The sequence below is a fragment of the Acidovorax sp. M14 genome (assembly GCF_049331375.1).
In the GTDB taxonomy this organism is placed as follows: Bacteria; Pseudomonadota; Gammaproteobacteria; order Burkholderiales; family Burkholderiaceae_C; genus Acidovorax.
Window position 1 is genome coordinate 3,725,221 of sequence record NZ_CP186263.1, and the last position, 19,448, is coordinate 3,744,668.

Sequence of the window (19,448 nt, forward strand, 5' to 3'; positions counted from 1 at the left end):
GGGCTTGCTCTCATTACAATAGCTGCCAGTGCTTAAAAAATAAGCGCTGGCAGCTATTTTCATTTGTGCGCTCCACGGCGCCCCTCAAGAGATCACAACCCGATGCAAGCCCTCTGGATGGTGTTGGCCGCGTTCCTTTTTGCCAGCATGGGCGTGTGCGTCAAGATCGCCTCGGACTTCTTTAACTCGGCGGAACTGGTGTGTTACCGGGGGCTGATCGGCATGTTCATCCTGTGGCTGCTGTCACGCTCACAAAACGTGACGCTCGCCACACGGTACCCCGGCATGCACGCCTGGCGCAGCCTCGTGGGGGTGGCGTCGCTGGGTGCGTGGTTCTACGCCATTGCGCACCTGCCGCTGGCCACCGCCATGACGCTCAACTACATGAGCAGCGTGTGGATCGCGGCCTTCCTGGTCGGCGGCACGCTGCTGGCCTGGCGGCCTTCTGCCGCCACGCCCCGGCCCGCCCTGCAAGGCCCGCTGGTGCTGACGGTGCTCACCGGGTTCGTCGGCGTGGTGCTGATGCTGCGCCCCAGCCTGGACCAGAACCAGGCCTTTGCCGGGATGATCGGTCTGATGTCGGGCCTGTCAGCCGCCTTTGCCTACATGCAAGTGGTGGCGCTGTCGCGCCTCGGCGAACCTGAATCGCGCACCGTCTTCTACTTTGCGGTGGGCTCTGCAGTCGCGGGCGGCGTGGCCATGTTGTTCACCGGCATGTCGGACTGGCCGGGCTGGCAAGCGCTGTGGCTGCTGCCCATCGGCGTGCTGGCTGCGGGCGGGCAGCTGTGCATGACGCGCGCCTATGCCAGCGCCAAGACCCAGCGCGGCACGCTGGTGGTGGCCAACCTGCAGTATTCAGGCATCGTGTTTGCGGGCATCTACAGCGTGGCCCTGTTTGGCGACAAGATTCCGCCCATCGGCTGGATCGGCATGGTCCTCATCGTGGGCAGCGGCATTGTGGCCACCATCTTGCGGGCCCGGGCCGCACCCGGCGCACCGGCCGAAGAACACTGACCGATACAAAAACCCATGCGCGCTGGCGAGGACACAGCCGATCGGGATGGCCACAATGGAGGCCTCCCAGTCCTACCGGTTGCTTTGCACCTGATCTGCCGATGACCACCTACACCACGCTCATCTCCGCCCCCGACCTGCAAGCCCTCATCGCCAGCGGTGCGCCGCTGATGGTGTTTGACTGCAGCTTCGAACTCATGCAACCGACCGCCGGCGCGCAGCAATATGCGCAGGCCCATATCCCCGGCGCCGTGTATGCCAACCTGGACAACGACCTGAGCGCCAAGCACGGCGCACCCGGCGCCACCGGCACTGTGACGGCGCAGGAGGCCGACCAGCCCGCATCGGGCGGCCGCCACCCGCTGCCCAGCCGCGAACGGTTTGCCATGTGGCTGTCCAGCGTGGGTTTTGCCAACAACATGCAGGCCGTGGTCTACGACCGCCAGGGCGCCAACTATTGCGGCCGCCTGTGGTGGATGCTCAAGTGGGCGGGCCATGACGCCGTGGCCGTGCTCGACGGCGGGCTGCAGGCCTGGCAGGCCGCAGGGGGCGCAGTCAACAGCGGCGAAGAGCCTTCGCACTTCCAGTCCCACTTTGCACTGAACGAGCCCTTGCGCCAGCTGGCCACGGCCAGCGATGTCCTGGCCCGCCTGCAGAGCCCCGCAGACCAAACCGTGATCGACGCCCGCGCCGGTGCCCGCTACCGGGGCGAGGTGGAGCCGCTGGACCCGGTGGCCGGCCACATTCCGGGCGCACTCAACCGGCCGTTTGCCGAAAACATCGGCGCCGACGGCCGCTTCAAACCCGCAGCCACACTGCGCGCAGAGTTCGATGCCCTGCTGGCAGGCCGCAATCCTGCAACCGTGGTGCACCAGTGCGGCAGCGGCGTGAGCGCGGTGCCCAATCTGCTGGCCATGGAGATTGCCGGCCTGGGGCACACCGCACTGTTCGCGGGCAGCTGGAGCGAATGGTGTTCAGACCCCACGCGCCCGGTCGAAAAGGGTTGAAACGCCCCAGTTGCGGCGTCTAACGGACGTCGCGGGTTGCAAAAGCGCAAAAAAGATGGTTTTGCAGGCGCTATCAAAACCATGAGCAGAATTCGCAGACCGGTGCCTGCCAGCGCAGCAGATGCGCCCCTCTTGAAAGCCAGCCAACGCCTGATCTGCATGTAGGGCAAATTCCTACACAGCCCACCGCGAAACCAGACACGCGGCGCAGCCAAACCCCGACTTAATTTCTGATTGGGGCGGTTTCACAATCCATTTCAACGGATCACGCAAAACCTGCAGTCAGCAGGCAACGCAAGACCCGGTACTGGAAAAAAGGAAGCCGCCATGACCAACGAACAAATCCTCGCTGAAATCCGCGAAGCCAACCTCACCTACCTGATGCTGGCCCAAACCCTGATCCGTCAGGACAAGGCCGAAGCAGTTTTCCGTCTGGGCATGAACGAAGAGTCTGCCGATATTCTCGCTTCGCTGTCGGCAGCGCAAGTGATGAAACTGGCCTCCCGCAACACGCTACTTTGCAGCTTCCGTGTGGACGACAACCTGGTGTGGAGCTTGCTAACCAACCACTCGGCCAAGAAGGTGGGCAACGACGCCACCAACACCCTGCACGCCAACATTCTGATGGCCAGCCGCGTGTCGGAAGTGCTCTGAAGCAGTTGCCCGCAGCGTAGTTGCCCCGTTCTCACCGAAAGCCCGCCATGTCCACCACCACCACCGCCGCCAAAGCCCCTGCCAAGAGCGTTCTGAACGAATCCAAGCAGATCGAACGCGCCGCCATGCTGATCCAGATGGGCGCCCGCATGCAGGTGCTGGAGTCCGAGACCACGCTGTCGTATGAACGCCTGATCCGCCTGTACAAGGAGATCGCTGGCAAGTCACCCTCCAAAGGCCAGTTGCCCTTTTCCACCGACTGGTTCCTGACGTGGCAAGAGAACATCCACAGCTCGCTGTTCCTGAACATCTACGAATACCTGTCCAAGGGCGTGGACCTGGACTCGGTGGAACTGCTGACCAAAGCTTATCGTCTGTACAACGAACAAGTCGCCACGGCCGAGATCGAGCCCCTGCTGTCCTTCACCCGCGCCTGGCGCCTGGTGAAATTTGTGGACGCCGGCATGCTGACCCGCACCAAGTGCAGCCAGTGCAGCGGTCAGTTCGTGACCGAGCTGTACGAGAACCGCCACTTCACCTGCGGCCTGTGCAACCCTCCCGCCCGTGCTGGCAAGAGCAAGACCGCCGGCGCGCTGATGCTGCATTGATGCCTTGCATGATCTTTTGAGCCAAAAGCGCCCAATGCGCTAGTGCATATTGCCGCGATAGCTATCAATTGAATAGCAAACAAAAAGGTCCTATTCGGGGCCTTTTTGCTTTCTGCTGTCTGCCGATGGAATGTGGTGCAAGGCAGAACACCAAACGGTTTCCCATCAACGCCCGGCCAGCAAGGTCCGCACGTTCTCGTCCGCAGGCACCGCGTAGTTGTGTGCCGCAATCACCTGGTTGCCCACCGGGTTCACCAGCTTGAGGCTGATGTACACCACCGAGGCCGACACTGCGTACGTGCCCACCACCACGGCCTGTGCGTTCTGCGCCTGGCTGACCTCCCGCACCTCGCGCGACAGCAGCAACTCGCCCTGCTCGCGGTGCAGCACCAGGTTGTCACGCAGCTTCACCTCCGTCACGCGCAGGCCGCGCTGCACCATGCGCCCCGCAATCTGCTCCGAAAAGATGCGCCCCAGCCGCGACGACTCGTTGAGCCGGTCCACATTCACCAAGGTGGCCACCAGCAGCGGCTGGCTCGCGTCCAGCGGCGCGCTGAGCAGCAAGGCATCTGTCGCCCGTTCGTTGACCTCAATCAGGTCCGTGCGCGACATGCCGCCCGCACTGTTGCCGTAGTAGTAGCTGTGGACCGGGTTGGTCGAGCAGCCCTGCAGCGCCAGGGCCGACACGGCGACCATGCCCAGGCACCACATGGACTTGAGCTTGCCGGGTTGGAAACGGCGCATCATGGTGCAACCACCCGCCAGGTTTTTACGGGGGTGGGTGGGGGAGGCGGTGGTGGTGGAGGCGGTGGCAACTGCGTCTTGTACAGCGGCGAATCATCGGGTTCGACGTAGTACACATCTGCCGTGCTCGCGAGGTAGCGGTCGCCACTTTCGAGGGATGTCGTGATGAGCACCTCTGTGCGCGTCGGCCCGCCTGCGGCAGATCCGTCGATGGCGTATTGCGTGAGGTCCGTCACCGCGCCAAGGGCGGCAACACCCGCCAGCATGGAGCCAGCGCCCTGGCGGAACAGATACCAGTCTCGCGCCACGCCCACGCCCAGCGCCAGACGTGTCCACGGCATGGGTCCCCAGGTTTGCACGCGGGCGTTGTGCTGGACCACCTGGGTTTCGAATGTGAGCGTGACTGCCGTCGGTTGCGTGGACAGCACTACGCCGCGATCCAGCAGACGCGTGATCAGCAGCTTGCGAAAGCCGTTGTTGAAACTGGTGTCGCCAGGGCTCGGAGCCAGATAGATGGGGTACTCGCCGGCTGGCCAGGCACTGATCTTGCCCGCGATGCGACCCGCCACGTCGTCGGCCAGCACATCCCAGTGGTGCACGGCGCGCGCTTTCTTCTGGTCGGTGGCCGGATAGTTGTCGGCACGCGGAACATCCAGCGACGAGCATCCGCCCAGCAACACCGCCAGTGCTGCCGTCGCGAACACGCGCCCACGAAGGGAGTGTTGAGGATTCATGCGCACACGCCCCTTGTCATGTTGTGATGCCGTCCAATTGCATCGCATCATCCTAATGGCCTCGGCAAAGCACCATCGCGGGAACAAAGCCCGTTTTCCGTCGCACTTTGCCAACGCCGCTGGCGATGGGATGGCCACCTACAAAGCCCGTACCCGGCCTGCCGCACAATCCGCGCATGACCGTGCCCTCTGCCGCTCCTTCCGCCCCCACCAGCCCAACGACAACCGGCGTTGACGATGGCCGCTCCGACCCAGCGGTGACCAGCCAGGTCGCAGCAGATGCCAGCCACACTCCAGCTGCCGACGCACAAGCAGCCGCACCCACAGTCCCTGCGCCTCCGGTCTCGGCGCCAGCGCCTCACGCACCCCTCATGCTCCACATGCCCGTGGACGTGCGCAACCTCTCGCTCGCCCTGCTGGCACTGTTTGCCAGCGTGGCGCTGCTGCACTGGGCCAGTGCAGTGTTCATCCCGATCATGCTGAGCCTGCTGCTGACGATTGCACTGCGGCCTGCGGTGGAGATGATGGCCCGGTGGCATGTGCCACGGGCGCTGGGGGCGGGGGTGTTGCTGGTGGCCATCGTTGCCGGGCTGGCCAGCACAGCCTGGTCGCTCAGCGACGGGGCGGCGCAACTAGTGGACTCGGTGCCCATTGCCGCCAAAAAGGTGCGTGACAACCTCAAGGCGCGCGCGGGCGGCAGCAGCCCGCTGGACACCGTGCAGAAAGCGGCCACCCAGATCGAGCAGGCCGCCAACGAAAACAGCACCGCCACCACAGCGCCCCGCCGGGGCGTGCAGCGGGTGATCGTGGAGCGCCCACCTTTCAACATCCGCGACTACCTATGGAGCGGCACGATGGGCCTGATGTCGGCCCTGGGGCAGCTGATGGTGGTGGTGTTTCTGACCTACTTTGCCCTCGCCTCGGGCAACCTGTTTCGCGACAAGCTGCTGCGCATTGCAGGCACCAGCCTGGAGCGGCGCAAGGTCACCATCCATGTGCTGCAGGACATTACGCAGCAGATACAGCGTTATCTGCTGCTACAGGTGTTCACCAGCGTGCTGGTCGGCCTGGCCACTGGCGCGGCCTATTGGGCACTGGGGCTGGAAAACGCGGCCGTGTGGGGCGTGGTGGCCGCGGTGCTCAACCTCGCGCCGTACATCGGCTCGGCGCTGGTCACAGGGGCCTCGGCCCTGGTGGCGTTCTTGCAGTTCGGCACGCTCGACATGGCCATGGCCATTGGCGGTGCCTCGCTGGTCATCCACACGCTGATCGGCAACCTGCTCACGCCATGGCTGACCAGCCGCACCAGCAGCATGAGCCCCGTGGCCGTGTTCATCAGCGTCCTGGCCTGGGGCTGGCTGTGGGGCCTGTGGGGCCTGCTGCTGGGCATCCCGGTGATGATGGCCGTGAAGGCCGTGTGCGACCGGGTGGAAGACCTGAAGGCCGTGGGCGAATTGCTGGGCGACTGAGTCCACAAGCGACGCGGCAGCTGCCACGCATGCCGTCTCTGAGGCTCGCGCGGCGAGTGTCTTTGCGCCTGCTGCAAGAGCAGCCTCTGGCTTTGCCCCAGAGATGCAGCGCCAAACATTGCTGGACATCAGGGCGCATCAAAGCCCTCCCCCCGTTCTTGGTGATTGTTTCCAATACTGGAACAGTTAGTTCGCGACTGGGTGGTTTTTCTCTAAACACCATCGGCGTACAGTTCATCCCATCGATGAGCCGAACCCGCAAGGCGACTCACCGAACCCGGTTCAGGAATGGTTTTTGACCCGGTTTTTTTGAGACGCTTTTTAACTTTCAAGGATTTTCATCATGAACAAGACCGCTCGTTTCCTCTCCGTCGCTGCTGTTGCCGCTTTCGCTGCCTTTGGCGCCCATGCTGACGAAGCCGATGGCTCGCAATTTGCCCTGAAGTTCGACACGAACCGCACCCGCGCTGAAGTGGCTGCCGAAGCCGCTACCGTGGCACAAACACGCAGCATCGAGCCTGCTGGCTCGCGTGTGGTGACCTACAAGTCCACCGCCGACCGCGCTGCCGTGCGTGCCCAAGCTGCTGAAGCGGTTCGCACCGGCCAGATCCCTTCGGGCGAATTCAGCGCGATGTAATCGCATGACCGATTGACGCAGTTGCGGGACTTCCCATGGTGGTGGCACTTCGCGCGGTGCGGGTGCTGCTGCCATGGGAGGTGTTTTCAACACACGCTCCCGCACTGGCCAAACAAACGGGGCTCCCATGGGGAGCCCTTTTTGTTATGGGTTCGCGCCGCGCAGGCGGCAGGTCCAGAGGCGAAGACTGGACTGCTTTGCGGTTCGATCAGCCCGTATTGCGCAGCCCCGCCGCAATACCGTTGATGGAGATGTGAATCCCGGTCTGCACCCGCTCGTCGCCCTGCCCTGCACGCCAGCGGCGCACCAGCTCGACCTGCAAATGGTGCAGGGGATCGATGTAAGGGAAGCGGTGCTTGATGGACCGCGCCAGCGCCGTGTTGTGCGTCAGGCGCTGCTTGTCGCCCGTGATGCGGGTGAGCGCATCGGCCGTGCGGTGCCACTCGGCCTCGATGCTGGTGAACACCTTTTTGCGCAGGCGGGCGTCGGTGACGAGTTCGCTGTAGCGCGAGGCCAGGGCCAGGTCGCTCTTGGCCAGCACCATGTCCATGTTGGACAGCAGGGTGCGGAAGAACGGCCACTGGCGGTACATCTTCTGCAGCAGCGCCAGTTGGGCCTTGGGGTCCTTGCCTTCGGTGTTGATGAAGGCTTCCACCGCCGAGCCAAAACCAAACCAGCCGGGCAGCGTGAGGCGGCATTGGCCCCAGCTGAAGCCCCAGGGAATGGCGCGCAGGTCTTCGATCTTCTGGCTGGCCTTGCGCGATGCAGGGCGCGAGCCGATGTTGAGTTCTGCGATCTCGCGGATGGGCGTGGAGTTGAAGAAGTAGTCGGTAAAGCCCGGGGTCTCGTACACCAGCGCACGGTAGCTGCCCATGCTGGCCAGCGAGAGCTGCGCGGCAGCATCCAAAAACGCCTTGGTGGCGGGCTTGGTGGGCTGCAGCAGGGTGGCTTCGAGCGTGGCGGCAACAAGCGTTTCCAAATTGCGCCGGCCGATCTCGGGGTTGGCATATTTCGAGGCAATGACCTCGCCCTGCTCGGTCAGACGGATCTGGCCGCGCACGGTGCCGGGCGGCTGCGCCAGAATGGCCTGGTAGCTGGGGCCACCGCCACGGCCCACGGTGCCGCCCCGGCCATGGAACATGCGCAGCTGGATGCCATGGCTGGTGGCGAGTTCGTCGAAGAGTTCGACGAGGGCGATCTCGGCGCGGTACAGCTCCCAGTTGCTGGTGAAGATGCCACCGTCCTTGTTGCTGTCGCTGTAGCCCAGCATGATGTCCTGCTCGCCACCGCTGCGCTGGACCAGTGCTGCCACGCCGGGCAGCGCATAGAACTCGCGCATGATGGGCGCGGCGTTGCGCAGGTCTTCAATCGTTTCGAACAGCGGCACCACGATGAGGTGGTTCTTGGACTCGGCGTCCAAGGTCCCGTTCATCAGCCCCACTTCCTTTTGCAGCAGCAGCACCTCCAGCAGGTCGCTCACCGTCTCGGTGTGGCTGATGATGTAGTGGCGAATCGCCTCATGCCCGAAGCGCTCGCGCATCACACGGGCGGTTTCAAAGATGGCCAGCTCGCCCTGGGCGTGCGCGGAATACTCGGCGCCTACCACGCGCAGCGGGCGCGCGTCGTTCAGCAGCTTGATCAACAGGGCGCGCTTGGCGGCTTCTTGCAGGCTGGCGTAGTTGGGTTCGATGCGCGCCTTGGCCAGCAGCTCGGCCACCACTTCTTCGTGTTTGTCGGAGCTCTGGCGCAAGTCCACCGTGGCCAGGTGAAAGCCAAACACCTGCACGGCGCGGATCAGCGGGTGCAGGCGCTCTGCGGCCAGCGCTTCGCCGTGGTGGGACTTCAGTGACGCTTCGATCACGCGCAGGTCGGCCAGGAACTCTTCGGCGCTGGCGTAGGCGTTTTGTGGCGCTACAGCATGGCGCGCGGCTTCGCCACCGGTCAGGTCTTTCAGCGATGCGGCCAGGCGCGCATAGATGCCAGTGAGCGCGCGGCGATAGGGCTCGTCCACGCGGTGTTCGTTGGTGTCGGGCGAGCGCTGGGCCAGGGCCTCCATCTCGGCCGACACCTGCACCAGGCGGGCGGACAGCGACAGCTCGCCGCCCAGGTAGTGCACCTCGGTCAGGTAGTGGCGCAGAGCCACTTCGGCCTGGCGGCTCAGGGCGTATTGCAGGGTTTGCGCCGTCACATTGGGGTTGCCGTCACGATCCCCACCAATCCACTGGCCCATGCGCAAGAAGCTGTGCACGGGGTACTGGCCGAGTTCGCTCTCCAGGTCAGCGTAGATCTTGGGGATCTCGCGCAGGAAGGTCGCTTCGTAATACGACAGCGCGTTCTCGATCTCGTCGGCCACGGTGAGTTTGCTGTAGCGCAGCAGGCGCGTTTGCCACAGCTGGGCCACGCGGGCACGCAGCAGGGCTTCGTTGGCGGCCAGCTCGCGGGGGGTGAGCGCGTCCTTGGCGCTGTTGTAGAGCTGGGCGCGCACCTGGATGTCGTCGCGCGTGGCGAGCAACTGGGCAATGTCGCGCTCGGCGTCCAGAATGCTCTTGCGCTGCACTTCGGTAGGGTGGGCGGTCAGCACGGGCGCCACATAGCTACCGGCCAGCGTTTGCGAAATGGTCTTGGGTGCAATGCCGGCCCAGCGCAGGCGCGACAGGGCGACCTCGATGCTGCCCTCTTGCGTGTCGCCCGCACGCTCGTGCACGGCGCGGCGGCGGATATGGTGGCGGTCTTCGGCCAGGTTGGCCAGGTGGCTGAAGTAGGTGAAGGCGCGGATCACGCTCACCGTCTGGTCGCCCGACAGCGACTTGAGCAGCTTCTTGAGCGCGCGGTCGGCCTCCTGGTCGGCGTCGCGGCGGAAGGCCACCGAGAGCTTGCGCACCTGCTCGACCAGCTCGTAGGCCTCCACCCCCTCCTGTTCACGGATCACGTCTCCCAGAATGCGGCCCAGCAGGCGGATGTCGTCAATCAGGGGCTGGTCCTTGTCGGATCGTTTCATGCGGGAGTCTCCGGGATGGGTGGGATGGCCTGGCGCGTGGAGCCCGCATGGCCGCAGGCCGCACCAGCCCCAGTGCGGGCGCATGCTAGCATCCTGCGCCGCTGAATAATTACAAACAGGTTACGAACTTGAGCCCCTCGCCAACGCCCCCCATCGTCATCGCCACGCGCGAAAGTCGCCTTGCACTGTGGCAGGCCGAGCATGTCAAAGCGCTGCTCGAAGCCCGGGGCCACAGCGTGCAATTGCTGGGCATGACCACCAAGGGCGACCAGATTCTGGACAAGTCCCTCAGCAAGGTGGGTGGCAAGGGCCTGTTTGTGAAAGAGCTGGAAGTGGCACTGGAAGAAGGGCGTGCCCACATTGCCGTCCATTCGCTCAAGGACGTGCCCATGGAGCTGCCCGAGGGCTTTGCCCTGGCCTGCGTGATGGAGCGTGAAGACCCGCGCGATGCCTTTGTCTCCCCCCGCTATGAGAACCTGGACGCGCTGCCGCAGGGTGCCGTGGTGGGCACATCGAGCCTGCGCCGCCAGGTGCTGCTGCAGGCCCTGCGGCCCGACCTGAAGATCGAGCCCTTGCGCGGCAACCTCGACACCCGCCTTCGCAAGCTGGATGAAGGCCAGTACGACGCGATCGTGCTGGCCGCCGCGGGCCTGAAGCGCCTGGGGCTGGAAGCCCGGATCCGCACCACCTTCGAACCCAATGCGATGCTGCCCGCTGCAGGCCAGGGCGCGCTGGGCATCGAGGTGCGCAGCGACCGGCAAGACCTGATTGACGCGCTGGCGCCGCTGGCGCACCAGACCACCTGGCTGACCGTGGCCGCCGAACGCGCTGTGAGCCGCGCCATGGGCGGCAGCTGCTCGATGCCCCTGGCAGCGCACGGCACCTTCACCGAGGGCGTGCTGCAGCTGGACGCTGCCTGGGGCGACCCCGAGGACAAAGCCCCGCTGGTGCGCGCCCAGGCCTCCGCCCCGGTCACCACGCTAGCGCAGGCAGAAGCCCTGGGCGACGCGATTGCGCAGCGCCTGCGTGCTGGGGGTGCGCGCGGCATCACCCCGGCCTGAGATGGGCACCTCAGCGCCCCGGGTCATCGTCACACGCCCTGCCCGCGAAGCGACGCACTGGGTGGCGCAACTGGGCGCACACGGCATACAGGCTGTGGCGCTGCCCCTGATTGCGATTGGCCCCTGCACGGACACCGCCATGCAGCAGGCGCTGGACGCGGCCCGCGCCAACATCGGCACCTACCGTGCCCTGATGTTTGTGAGTGGCAATGCCGTGGTGCACTTTTTTGAGCAAAAACGCCCTGTAGCGCTAGATATTCATGGCCTGGCAGCTATAAAAACAAGAGCATGGGCACCCGGCCCGGGCACAGCCCGCGCGCTGGAGCAGGCTGGCGTACCGCGCAGCGCCATCGACGGACCTGCGCCCGACGCACCCCAGTTCGACTCGGAGGCACTGTGGCAGCAGGTGGGCCCCCAGGTGCAGCCCGGCGACCGCGTGCTGATCGTGCGCGGCCGCTCCGCCACACCCCAGGGCGCACACGAATCGCCCCAGGGCAACGGCCGCGAGTGGCTGGCCCAGCAGATCGAGGCGCGGGGTGGTCAGGTGGAGTTTGTGGTGGCCTACCAACGCGGCGCCCCCCGCTTCACGGCGCAAGAGGTGGCGCTGGCGCAACAGGCAGCCCAAGATGGCTCCGTCTGGCTGCTGAGCAGTTCGGAGGCGGTGGCCCACCTGGCCGAGGCCCTGCCGGGCCAGCACTGGGGCGCTGCCCATGCGCTGGCCACCCACCCGCGCATCGCCGAAGCAGCCCGCGCAGCGGGCTTTGGCACCGTGCGGGAATGCCGTCCGGCGCTGGAAGACGTGGTGGCCTCGATAGAATCGGCCGCATGAGTTCTGCGCCCCCTGACGATCTGCCCTCCACGCCCCCTCCAGCCCCTGTGGCTGCCGCCGTGGGCGCGCCGGCAGTGAGCCCGGCCCCCTCGGCAGCAGCCCCCGCCGCCGGCCGGAGCGGCGCCATGACCTTGCTGCTGGGCACCGTGGCGGTGGCTGCACTGGTCAGCAGCGGCCTGCTGTGGCAAAAGCTCAGCGCCATCCAGGAACAACTGGCCCGGCAGTCCGCCGACTCGGGCGCGCTGGCCATAGAGGCCCGCACCATGGCCCGCCAGGCCGAAGAGCTAGTGCGCGACACGGCCGCACGTCTTTCGGTGGCAGAGGCCCGCGTGAGCGAAGTCGCCCTGCAGCGCAGCCAACTCGAAGAACTCATGCAGAGCCTGTCGCGCTCGCGCGATGAAAACCTGGTGGTGGACATTGAGTCGGCCATCCGTCTGGCGCAACAGCAGGCCCAGCTGACCGGCAGCCTGGAGCCCCTGGTGGCCGCCCTCAAAAGCGCCAACCAGCGCATCGAGCGCTCCGCCCAACCCCGCCTGGCCCCTGTGCAACGCGCCATCGGCCGCGACCTGGACCGCCTGACCCGCGCCACCGTGACCGACACCGCCGGCCTGCTCGCCCGCCTGGACGAGCTGGTGCGCCAGGTGGACGATTTGCCCGTGCTGAATGCCGTGGCCCAGGCCGCTTCGACCAAGCGGCTGTCTACCGGCCCCGCAATGCCCGGCAGCGCCCCCGCCCCCACCGAGGGCCTGGCGTGGTGGCAGGCGGCCCTGCAGCGCAGCTGGGAGGTGGTGCGCGACGAGGCCCGCAGCCTGGTGCGCGTGAGCCGTATCGACCAGCCCGAGGCCATCTTGTTGGCCCCCGAGCAGACCTTCTTCCTGCGCGAAAACCTCAAGTTCAAGCTGCTCAACGCGCGCCTGGGCATCCTGGCCCGGCAGTTCGAGTCCGCCCGTTCGGACCTGGCCGCAGCCACCGCAGCGCTCAACAAATATTTCGACCCCGCATCGCGCCGCACGCAGAACGTGGCTTCGACCCTGCAGCAGGCCCAGGCCAGCATGAAGGCGGCCGAGCTGCCGCGCCTGGACGAAACCCTGTCGGCCCTGGCCACCGCCGCTGCCGGACGTTGACACCATGCGCGCAGCACTTTGGCTTCTGGGCTTGTTCGGGGTGGCGGTGGCGGCCGCGCTGTTTGCGGGCAACAACCAGGGGACGGTCACCCTGTACTGGCCGCCCTACCGCATCGATCTGTCGCTCAACATGGTGGTGCTGCTGCTGGTCGGCGGCTTCGTCACCGTGTACGCGGCGCTGCGGGCCCTGGCGGCACTGCTGGAACTGCCGCACCAGGCACGCCGCTGGCGCGTTCAACAAAAAGAGCGTGCCATGCATGGCGCGCTGCTCGACGCGCTGACCCACATGCTGGGCGGCCGGTTCATCCGCTCGCGCAAGGCCGCTGTGGCGGCACTGTCGCAAGAACACGCCCTGGAGGCCAGCGGCGAGGCCGTGCCCCACGGCAAGCAGCTGCGCGCGCTGGCCCACATGATTGCGGCAGAGGCGTCCCACGCGCTGCAAGACCGCGCCACGCGCGAAAGCCACTTGCAGGACGCACTGCAGGAAGCCCCCATGCGCGGCTCCATCAACGAGCAGGAAATGCACGAAGGCGCCCAGATGCGCGCGGCCCGCTGGTCGCTGGACGACCGCGATGCCCCTGCTGCGCTCGACCGCCTGGCTGCCCTGCCCCAGGGCGCAGCCCGCCGCACGCTGGCGCTGCGCATCAAGCTCAAGGCCACCCGGCTGGCACGCCAGACACAAGAGGCGCTGGACACCGCACGCCTGCTGGGCAAACACCGTGCGTTCTCGCCCAATGCGGCGCAGAGCATCGTGCGCGGCCTGGCCACCGAACTCATCAACAGCGCGCACGACACGGCCCAGCTGCAGCAGATCTGGCTGTCGCTGGAAACCAGCGAGCGCAACATGCCCGAACTGGCCATCCACGCCGCCCAGCGGCTGGCGGCCCTGGGCGGTGATGCCACGCAGGTGCGGGCCTGGCTGCTGCCCGTGTGGGACCGCATGGTCGAGCTGCCCGATGCCCTGGCCGAGCAACACGCCCTCAAGCTGGTGCGCGCACTGGAGGCGGGGCTGGATGCGCTCGACGCCCCCTGGCTGGCCCGCATCGAATCGGCCCAACAAGCCAACCCGCGCGACGCGCGCCTGCAGTACCTGGCGGGCATGGCGTGCCTCAAGCGCCAGCTGTGGGGCAAGGCCCAGCAGTTGCTGACACAGGCAACGCAGCAGCTCAGCGACCCCCAGTTGCGTGCCAGCGCCTGGCGCCACCTAGCCGAGCTGGCCGAGCAGCGCGACGACGACACCGCCGCTGCCAGCGCCTGGAAGCAGGCTGCGCTGGCCCGATAAGCCGACAAGCCCCTTACCGAGGCATTACCGAGGCATTACTCAGGCAGGCACCGCAAGGGCGCTGTAGCGCCTTCCGCACCTGCACAGCGGCCTTCACCGCTGTGCTTTTTCAACCGCCGCCCCTTGCCTTCACCGGCCGTGCGCGTGCACCAGCGCGTGCGCTGCAGGCTCCACCCCGGTGCAGGGCCAACGTGCCCCATCGCTGCGCTACAAAATTTGCACAGCATTGGGGAACTTTGAGCGCTCAAGGCCTATCGGTTCAATAAATTTGAACTGAAGCATCAATCTGCTTGAAGCCGATCGTCGCCGGCGCTTCCTACACTGCCCCATCGGCCCACTGTGGCGGTACCCCACGGGATGGCCTTCGCAGCCCGCGCTCCCTCTCTTTTTCACACGCCCTTTTTTGATTCGCTGATGACAGCCACTGCCACCACGACCTTCGACACCCCCCGCCGCTACACGCGCACGGCCATGCTGTTGCACTGGGTGCTGGGCCTGGCGCTGATCGCGCTGTTTGGCGTCGGCGTCTACATGGCCGACCTGCCTTTTTCGCCCCAGCGGCTCAAGCTCTACAACTGGCACAAATGGGCCGGCGTGACGATCCTGGTGCTGTCGGCGCTGCGCCTGCTGTGGCGCGTCACGCACCGCCCCCCGGCGCTGCCCAAGGCGGTTGAGAAGACCATGCCCGGCTGGCAAAAGCTGGCGCACCACGGCACCCACCATTTGCTGTACCTGCTGTTCTTTGCCGTGCCCCTGATTGGCTGGGCCTACAGCTCGGCGGCGGGGTTCCCCATTGTGTTCCTGGGCCTGTGGCAGCTGCCCGACTTTGTGCCGGTGAGCAAGGACCTGGCCGAGGCCATCAAGCCCTGGCACCAGTACACCGCGTTTGCACTGGCTGCGCTGGCCGTGCTGCACATCGCCGCCGCGCTCAAGCACCATCTGGTGGACCGAGACGGGCTGCTGCACCGCATGCTGCCGGGGAAATAACCCGCTTCCGCCCTTCATGCGCCGCCGCCCCGCCAGGCGGGCGCCTTGCCAGCCCAAAGGCCACGCACCCATCCGCGCCCCGGCCGCCGCTTTCACCTTTTGAGATTTGAACGGAGTTTCTGCATGCAACTGTCCACTACCCTGTCCCGCATCGTGATCGGCGCTGCGCTCGCCGCTGGCGCGCAGGCCGCCCTGGCCCAGCAGCAACTGGTGCCCGTACAAAGCGAGGTGCAGTTCACCGCCCGCCAGATGGGTGTGCCGCTCGAAGGCCAGTTCAAGAAGTTCAGCGCACAGGTCGCGTTTGACCCCGCGAAGCTGGCCACTAGCAAGATCGCCTTCACGGTGGACACCGGCAGCGCCACGCTGGGCTCGCGCGAGACCGATGCGGAGCTGCCAAAGCCCGCTTGGTTCAACGTGCCCAAGTTCCCGCAAGCCCAGTTCGTGTCGTCCAGCATCAAGGCCCTGGGCGGCGGCAAGTTTGAAGTGGCGGGCGCGCTCACCATCAAGGGCAACAGCCAGAACGTGGTGGTGCCCGTAACGCTGACCCAGAACGGCACCACCACCACCGCCACAGGCGCGCTGCCCATCAAGCGGCTGGCCTTCAAGATCGGTGAAAACGAGTGGGCCGACACCTCCATGGTGGCCGACGACGTACAGGTCAAGTTCAAGCTCGCGCTGACCGGCATCGGCAAGCTCTGAGCGCTGCGCCCTTCTGCATTTGGCCGCCGCTGCTAGCGGCCTCCCCTTTCCCTTTGTCCTTTCCTTTTTGACCCATCAGGAGTTTCCATGCGCAAGTCCCTCTTCGCCCTGGCCGCCGCTGCCACCCTGTTCGCCGGTGCTGCCCAAGCCCAATCGGCCAACTACGCCATCGACCCGACGCACACCTTCGCCTCGTTCGAAATCAGCCACTTTGGCGCTGCCGTGAACCGTGGCCGCTTCGACAAGAAGGAAGGCACCGTCCAGTTCGACAAGGCCGGCAAGTCGGGCAAGGCCGAGATCACGTTCGACGTGACCTCGGTGAACACGGGCACCCCTGCGTTTGACAAGCACCTGCAAAGCGCCGACCTGTTCGACGCGGCCAAGCACCCCACGATGAAGTTTGTCTCCAGCAAGTTCGTCTTCAACGGCGACAAGGTCGCCAGCGTGGAAGGCCAGCTCACGCTGCTGGGCAAGACCGGCCCCCTGACCCTGAAGGCCAACCAGTTCAACTGCTACGACAGCCCCATGCTCAAGCGCGAAGTGTGCGGCGGCGACTTTGAAGCCACCATCGACCGCACCCAGTGGGGCATGAACTACGGCGTGGAATGGGGCTTCCCCAAGAACGTGCGCCTGGTGGTGCAGATCGAAGCCGTGAAGCAGTAAACAACACGCAGCAACACAGCGGCCGCCCCAGGGCGGCATGGCGCTGCACAGCCGCCCCTGCCATAGCGCAGCGGGCGGCTTTTTCATGCGCGCTCAGACATCGCCGAGGGATGCATCCAGATCCCAACCGGTAGGGCGCCAGGCCCACACCCTGTCAGGGCGCACGGCCTGCAGGAACGCCAAGTCGTGTGACACCACAATCACCGCGCCAGTAAAGGCCAACAACGCGGACTGCAACGCCTGCGTGGCCTCCACATCCAGATGGTTGGTGGGCTCGTCGAGCAGCAGCATCTGCGCGGGCTCGCCCGACCACAGCGCGCAGGCCAGCGCAGCTTTCATGCGCTCACCGCCACTGAGCGCGCAGGCGGGACGCTGCACCCGGTCGGCCCCCAGCCCCAGCTGCGCCAGATGCGTGCGCAAGACGGCCTCCGGCAGCGGCGTGTGGAGCGATTGCAGGTGGTGCAGCACCCCGTGCTGTGAAGACCGCAGCGCCGCATGGTGCTGGTCCAGCCAGGCCGCACGCACGGGGCGACGCACACTGCCAGCCGCCGGTTCATCGGGCGAAGCGATCAACCGCAGCAGGCTGCTTTTGCCACAACCGTTGGGCCCTGTGATGGCAATGCGCAGGGGACCGCTCCAGGTGCCGTCCAGCCGTGGCTGGCCCGGTGGCGCGTGGGGCACCTGCACGTCCTCGAACGCGAGCACCAGCTTGCCCGCTGGCACCCTGCTCTGTGGCAACACCAGCGTGGGCAAGACCTGCGGCGGCACGCGGGCGGCCGCTTCGCGTACCGCGTTGTTTAACCGCTGGCGCTCCTGTTGCTGGCGTTCATGTTCGCGGCCCGCATGGGCTTGGGCATTGTTCTTCTTCCGGTCCAGCAGCACAGACGCCTGGTTGGCGGTGCGCCCCTCCTCGCGCCCCCGGGCCGCGCGGCGCAACTGAGCGTCGTGCTCACGCTGCAGCAACCGCAAACCCCGGCTGCGCTCGGTGCGGGCGTGCTCCAGTGCAGCGCGGGCCGCTGCGGCTTCGGCAGCGCGCTGTTCCTGGTACAGGGCCCAGTTTCCGCCGTAGCGCTGCAGCCCAGCGGGTGACAGCTCCAGGATGCTGCCCACGTCGGCCAGCAGCTCCCGGTCGTGGCTGGCCACCAATGCGCCACCACCCCACTCTGCCAAGGCCTCCAGGAGCCATCGCCGGGCCGGGCGGTCGAGGTGGTTGGTGGGCTCGTCCAGCAGCAGCAAGTCGGCGCCGGACAAAAAGGCCCCGGCCAGCGCCACGCGCATGCGCTCGCCGCCGCTGAGCTGGTGCGCCGCATGCCCTGGCGACAAGCCCGCCAGGCCCAGGGCCGACAACGCCCGCGTCCAGCGCGCCGGCAAGTCCCAACGGCCTTCGGCAAGCACCAGGTCATCGGCAGTGCCAAGCCCTGCATCCAGCCGCGCCAGTGCCTGCAACACCGGTCCCAGGCCTGCGAGATCGGCCACGGTCGAGCCGGGCTCTGCCGGGACATCCTGCGCCACGGCAAAGGTGGCTTCGCAACGCCAAACGCTCCCGCCATGGGGTTGGCAGAGCCCCATCGCCAACCGCAGAAAAACACTTTTGCCGCTGCCATTGGCGCCCACCACACCGGTCAGGCCAGGGCCCACGGCCACGTTCAGCGGGCGGTCCCACAGCGCCTGACCATCCGGCAGATGCCAGCGGACATCCTGAAACTTCAGATGCAGCGGTCCCGTAGGGGAGCCTGCCGCATCGGTATGCAGAGGTGCCGCGGACGAAGAAGGAAACGATGGAGAAGTAAAAGAATCGGCAACACGGCGGTTGCCAGGGGCCCCAGCCCCTCGCTTGGATGTCGGCATAGCCTGCGCTCCGTACAAGACACACAACCCCCCGCCCGGTGCGGGCGATCAGGGGGAACTGCTTGGGAGGGGCTTACAGGCGCATGGGAGTCGGGCCTCCGCGACGGCGGAAATAACCAATGGGATGCGCAGTGTAATCCACCGGCGGATAGACGAAAATTAACTTAACGTAAATCAATTACGAATAGTAGAATTGCGTTCACCGATTTGAGGAGACTCTGCATGAACGCCGTTCTGAACCCGACCGACCTGGCCAGCCTGCCGGCACCCGCCCCCATCCAGCAGTTGCACCACTACGCCTACAAGGCCCGCGACGCCGAGGAAACGCGCCAGTTCTATGAAGACATCCTGGGCCTGCCGCTGTACCACATCATCCAGAGCGACTATGTGCCTAGCACCGGCGAGTACTGCCCCTACACCCATTTCTTCTTTCGCCTGCAGGACGGCTCGTTCATCGCCTTCTTCGACCTGGGCGACGACGTGAAGGCCGAGCCCTCGCCCAACACCCCCCTGTGGGTCAACCACATTGCGTTCCGCGTGAACACCGTGCAGGAGCTGGAGAACACCAAGCGCCGCCTGGAAGCGCACGGCGTGGAAGTGCTGGGCGTGACGGACCACCACATCTTTAAGAGCATCTATTTCTTCGACCCCAACGGCATCCGCCTGGAGCTGTCGGCCCAGCTGGCCAACGACGAGCAAATGGAAAAAGACAGCACTGTGGCCCACGCCCGCCTGCGCGAGTGGACGGCGCGCAAGGAGCAATGGCGCAAGGAACGCGCCGAAGGCAAGGTGGATGCGCCGCTCAAGCCCCAACAGAACGACCGGCCGGAGTTTGTGCGCAAGTAAGCCAACCTGCCCCCAGGCCTCCACAGTCCACGGGGCTGGCTGCGCTGGATGGGGTGCGCAGCCCCGTCAAACGGCTCTCCCACCGCTTTGCGATAGGGTTTTGGGCCTTAGAACCTGTTCAAGATCTTTTCGGGGTCGCACAAGTACCTTGCCGGGATGGGACGCAAGGCGCGGTGCGCAGTGGATAGCCCGGCTATCCGCAAGCGCCGCAACGCCGCAGACCGCCCGGCAAGGCACTTGCCCG

The 19,448-nt window shown here is 66.0% G+C and carries 18 protein-coding genes; 14 read left to right on the forward strand and 4 right to left on the reverse strand.

Annotated elements, in window-relative coordinates:
• The first annotated feature begins 102 nt into the window (after nt 1-102).
• The 4 genes from ACOYR4_RS17380 (at nt 103) to flhC (ending at nt 3,283) form a co-directional block, all read left to right on the forward strand.
• Nucleotides 103-1,014, forward strand: coding sequence for a DMT family transporter (locus ACOYR4_RS17380; RefSeq protein WP_015015268.1), 912 nt, complete (start codon nt 103-105; stop codon nt 1,012-1,014).
• A gap of 101 nt (nt 1,015-1,115) precedes the next feature.
• Nucleotides 1,116-2,021: a sulfurtransferase gene (locus ACOYR4_RS17385; protein WP_015015269.1), complete on the forward strand. Its 906-nt coding sequence runs from the start codon at nt 1,116-1,118 to the stop codon at nt 2,019-2,021.
• A 327-nt stretch (nt 2,022-2,348) separates the two neighbouring features.
• The gene (gene flhD / locus ACOYR4_RS17390; RefSeq protein WP_015015270.1) at nt 2,349-2,675 is read left to right on the forward strand and encodes a flagellar transcriptional regulator FlhD; all 327 of its coding nucleotides are present in this window, start codon (nt 2,349-2,351) and stop codon (nt 2,673-2,675) included.
• A gap of 47 nt (nt 2,676-2,722) precedes the next feature.
• Nucleotides 2,723-3,283, forward strand: a complete 561-nt coding sequence (gene flhC / locus ACOYR4_RS17395) for a flagellar transcriptional regulator FlhC (RefSeq protein ID WP_291446635.1) — start codon at nt 2,723-2,725, stop codon at nt 3,281-3,283.
• 165 nt (nt 3,284-3,448) lie between these two features.
• Here flhC and ACOYR4_RS17400 read toward each other — a convergent pair whose 3' ends face one another.
• Nucleotides 3,449-4,030, reverse strand: coding sequence for a FlgO family outer membrane protein (locus tag ACOYR4_RS17400; RefSeq protein WP_422847453.1), 582 nt, complete (start codon nt 4,028-4,030; stop codon nt 3,449-3,451).
• Nucleotides 4,027-4,761: a hypothetical protein gene (locus tag ACOYR4_RS17405; protein WP_043565609.1), complete on the reverse strand. Its 735-nt coding sequence runs from the start codon at nt 4,759-4,761 to the stop codon at nt 4,027-4,029. Before ACOYR4_RS17405 ends, ACOYR4_RS17400 begins: the two co-directional genes overlap by 4 nt.
• 176 nt (nt 4,762-4,937) lie before the next feature.
• Between ACOYR4_RS17405 and ACOYR4_RS17410 the strand changes: the two genes are divergently transcribed.
• Nucleotides 4,938-6,230 carry an AI-2E family transporter gene (locus ACOYR4_RS17410; protein ID WP_422847454.1) on the forward strand — a complete coding sequence of 431 codons (1,293 nt, stop codon included), beginning with the start codon at nt 4,938-4,940 and terminating at the stop codon, nt 6,228-6,230.
• Nucleotides 6,231-6,573: 343 nt separating this feature from the next.
• Entirely contained in the window at nt 6,574-6,867 is a 294-nt protein-coding gene (locus ACOYR4_RS17415) for a DUF4148 domain-containing protein (protein ID WP_108498094.1), read from the forward strand.
• Between the two features lie 208 nt (nt 6,868-7,075).
• On the opposite strand, the gene ppc is transcribed toward ACOYR4_RS17415, so the two are convergent.
• Nucleotides 7,076-9,865 (reverse strand): phosphoenolpyruvate carboxylase, encoded by a 2,790-nt coding sequence (ppc, locus tag ACOYR4_RS17420; RefSeq protein ID WP_422847455.1) that lies wholly within the window; start codon nt 9,863-9,865, stop codon nt 7,076-7,078.
• Nucleotides 9,866-9,993: 128 nt separating this feature from the next.
• Here ppc and hemC point away from each other — a divergent pair, with 128 nt between their 5' ends.
• The 7 genes from hemC to ACOYR4_RS17455 all read left to right on the forward strand — a co-directional run bounded on the left by hemC (nt 9,994) and on the right by ACOYR4_RS17455 (nt 16,510).
• Complete coding sequence (gene hemC, locus ACOYR4_RS17425) at nt 9,994-10,926, forward strand: hydroxymethylbilane synthase (protein WP_422847456.1); 933 nt, start codon at nt 9,994-9,996, stop codon at nt 10,924-10,926.
• Nucleotide 10,927: 1 nt separating this feature from the next.
• Nucleotides 10,928-11,755 (forward strand): uroporphyrinogen-III synthase, encoded by an 828-nt coding sequence (locus ACOYR4_RS17430; protein WP_422847457.1) that lies wholly within the window; start codon nt 10,928-10,930, stop codon nt 11,753-11,755.
• Entirely contained in the window at nt 11,752-12,879 is a 1,128-nt protein-coding gene (locus ACOYR4_RS17435; protein ID WP_422847458.1) for a uroporphyrinogen-III C-methyltransferase, read from the forward strand. The genes ACOYR4_RS17430 and ACOYR4_RS17435 overlap by 4 nt, the downstream gene beginning before the upstream one ends.
• A gap of 4 nt (nt 12,880-12,883) precedes the next feature.
• Nucleotides 12,884-14,161 (forward strand): heme biosynthesis protein HemY, encoded by a 1,278-nt coding sequence (locus tag ACOYR4_RS17440; RefSeq protein WP_422847459.1) that lies wholly within the window; start codon nt 12,884-12,886, stop codon nt 14,159-14,161.
• Between the two features lie 414 nt (nt 14,162-14,575).
• Nucleotides 14,576-15,148 carry a cytochrome b gene (locus tag ACOYR4_RS17445; protein WP_422847460.1) on the forward strand — a complete coding sequence of 191 codons (573 nt, stop codon included), beginning with the start codon at nt 14,576-14,578 and terminating at the stop codon, nt 15,146-15,148.
• Nucleotides 15,149-15,271: 123 nt separating this feature from the next.
• A complete protein-coding gene (locus tag ACOYR4_RS17450; RefSeq protein WP_422847461.1) occupies nt 15,272-15,847 on the forward strand; it encodes a YceI family protein in 576 nt (191 codons plus the stop codon).
• An 87-nt stretch (nt 15,848-15,934) separates the two neighbouring features.
• Nucleotides 15,935-16,510, forward strand: a complete 576-nt coding sequence (locus tag ACOYR4_RS17455; protein WP_422847462.1) for a YceI family protein — start codon at nt 15,935-15,937, stop codon at nt 16,508-16,510.
• A 93-nt stretch (nt 16,511-16,603) separates the two neighbouring features.
• Here ACOYR4_RS17455 and ACOYR4_RS17460 read toward each other — a convergent pair whose 3' ends face one another.
• Nucleotides 16,604-18,358 (reverse strand): ABC-F family ATP-binding cassette domain-containing protein, encoded by a 1,755-nt coding sequence (locus tag ACOYR4_RS17460; RefSeq protein ID WP_422847463.1) that lies wholly within the window; start codon nt 18,356-18,358, stop codon nt 16,604-16,606.
• A 222-nt stretch (nt 18,359-18,580) separates the two neighbouring features.
• On the opposite strand from ACOYR4_RS17460, the gene ACOYR4_RS17465 reads away from it, so the two are divergent.
• Entirely contained in the window at nt 18,581-19,204 is a 624-nt protein-coding gene (locus ACOYR4_RS17465) for a VOC family protein (protein WP_060985565.1), read from the forward strand.
• Nucleotides 19,205-19,448 lie beyond the last annotated feature (244 nt).

Excerpts from the sequence above, each read along its gene's own strand:
- ACOYR4_RS17380 (WP_015015268.1), top strand. The coding sequence starts at position 103 with ATGCAAGCCCTCTGGATGGTGTTGGCCGCGTTCCTTTTTGCCAGCATG.
- ACOYR4_RS17385 (WP_015015269.1), top strand. The coding sequence starts at position 1,116 with ATGACCACCTACACCACGCTCATCTCCGCCCCCGACCTGCAAGCCCTC.
- flhD (WP_015015270.1), top strand. The coding sequence starts at position 2,349 with ATGACCAACGAACAAATCCTCGCTGAAATCCGCGAAGCCAACCTCACC.
- flhC (WP_291446635.1), top strand. The coding sequence starts at position 2,723 with ATGTCCACCACCACCACCGCCGCCAAAGCCCCTGCCAAGAGCGTTCTG.
- ACOYR4_RS17400 (WP_422847453.1), bottom strand. The coding sequence starts at position 4,030 with ATGATGCGCCGTTTCCAACCCGGCAAGCTCAAGTCCATGTGGTGCCTG.
- ACOYR4_RS17405 (WP_043565609.1), bottom strand. The coding sequence starts at position 4,761 with ATGAATCCTCAACACTCCCTTCGTGGGCGCGTGTTCGCGACGGCAGCA.
- ACOYR4_RS17410 (WP_422847454.1), top strand. The coding sequence starts at position 4,938 with ATGACCGTGCCCTCTGCCGCTCCTTCCGCCCCCACCAGCCCAACGACA.
- ACOYR4_RS17415 (WP_108498094.1), top strand. The coding sequence starts at position 6,574 with ATGAACAAGACCGCTCGTTTCCTCTCCGTCGCTGCTGTTGCCGCTTTC.
- ppc (WP_422847455.1), bottom strand. The coding sequence starts at position 9,865 with ATGAAACGATCCGACAAGGACCAGCCCCTGATTGACGACATCCGCCTG.
- ACOYR4_RS17430 (WP_422847457.1), top strand. The coding sequence starts at position 10,928 with ATGGGCACCTCAGCGCCCCGGGTCATCGTCACACGCCCTGCCCGCGAA.
- ACOYR4_RS17435 (WP_422847458.1), top strand. The coding sequence starts at position 11,752 with ATGAGTTCTGCGCCCCCTGACGATCTGCCCTCCACGCCCCCTCCAGCC.
- ACOYR4_RS17440 (WP_422847459.1), top strand. The coding sequence starts at position 12,884 with ATGCGCGCAGCACTTTGGCTTCTGGGCTTGTTCGGGGTGGCGGTGGCG.
- ACOYR4_RS17445 (WP_422847460.1), top strand. The coding sequence starts at position 14,576 with ATGACAGCCACTGCCACCACGACCTTCGACACCCCCCGCCGCTACACG.
- ACOYR4_RS17450 (WP_422847461.1), top strand. The coding sequence starts at position 15,272 with ATGCAACTGTCCACTACCCTGTCCCGCATCGTGATCGGCGCTGCGCTC.
- ACOYR4_RS17455 (WP_422847462.1), top strand. The coding sequence starts at position 15,935 with ATGCGCAAGTCCCTCTTCGCCCTGGCCGCCGCTGCCACCCTGTTCGCC.
- ACOYR4_RS17460 (WP_422847463.1), bottom strand. The coding sequence starts at position 18,358 with ATGCCGACATCCAAGCGAGGGGCTGGGGCCCCTGGCAACCGCCGTGTT.
- ACOYR4_RS17465 (WP_060985565.1), top strand. The coding sequence starts at position 18,581 with ATGAACGCCGTTCTGAACCCGACCGACCTGGCCAGCCTGCCGGCACCC.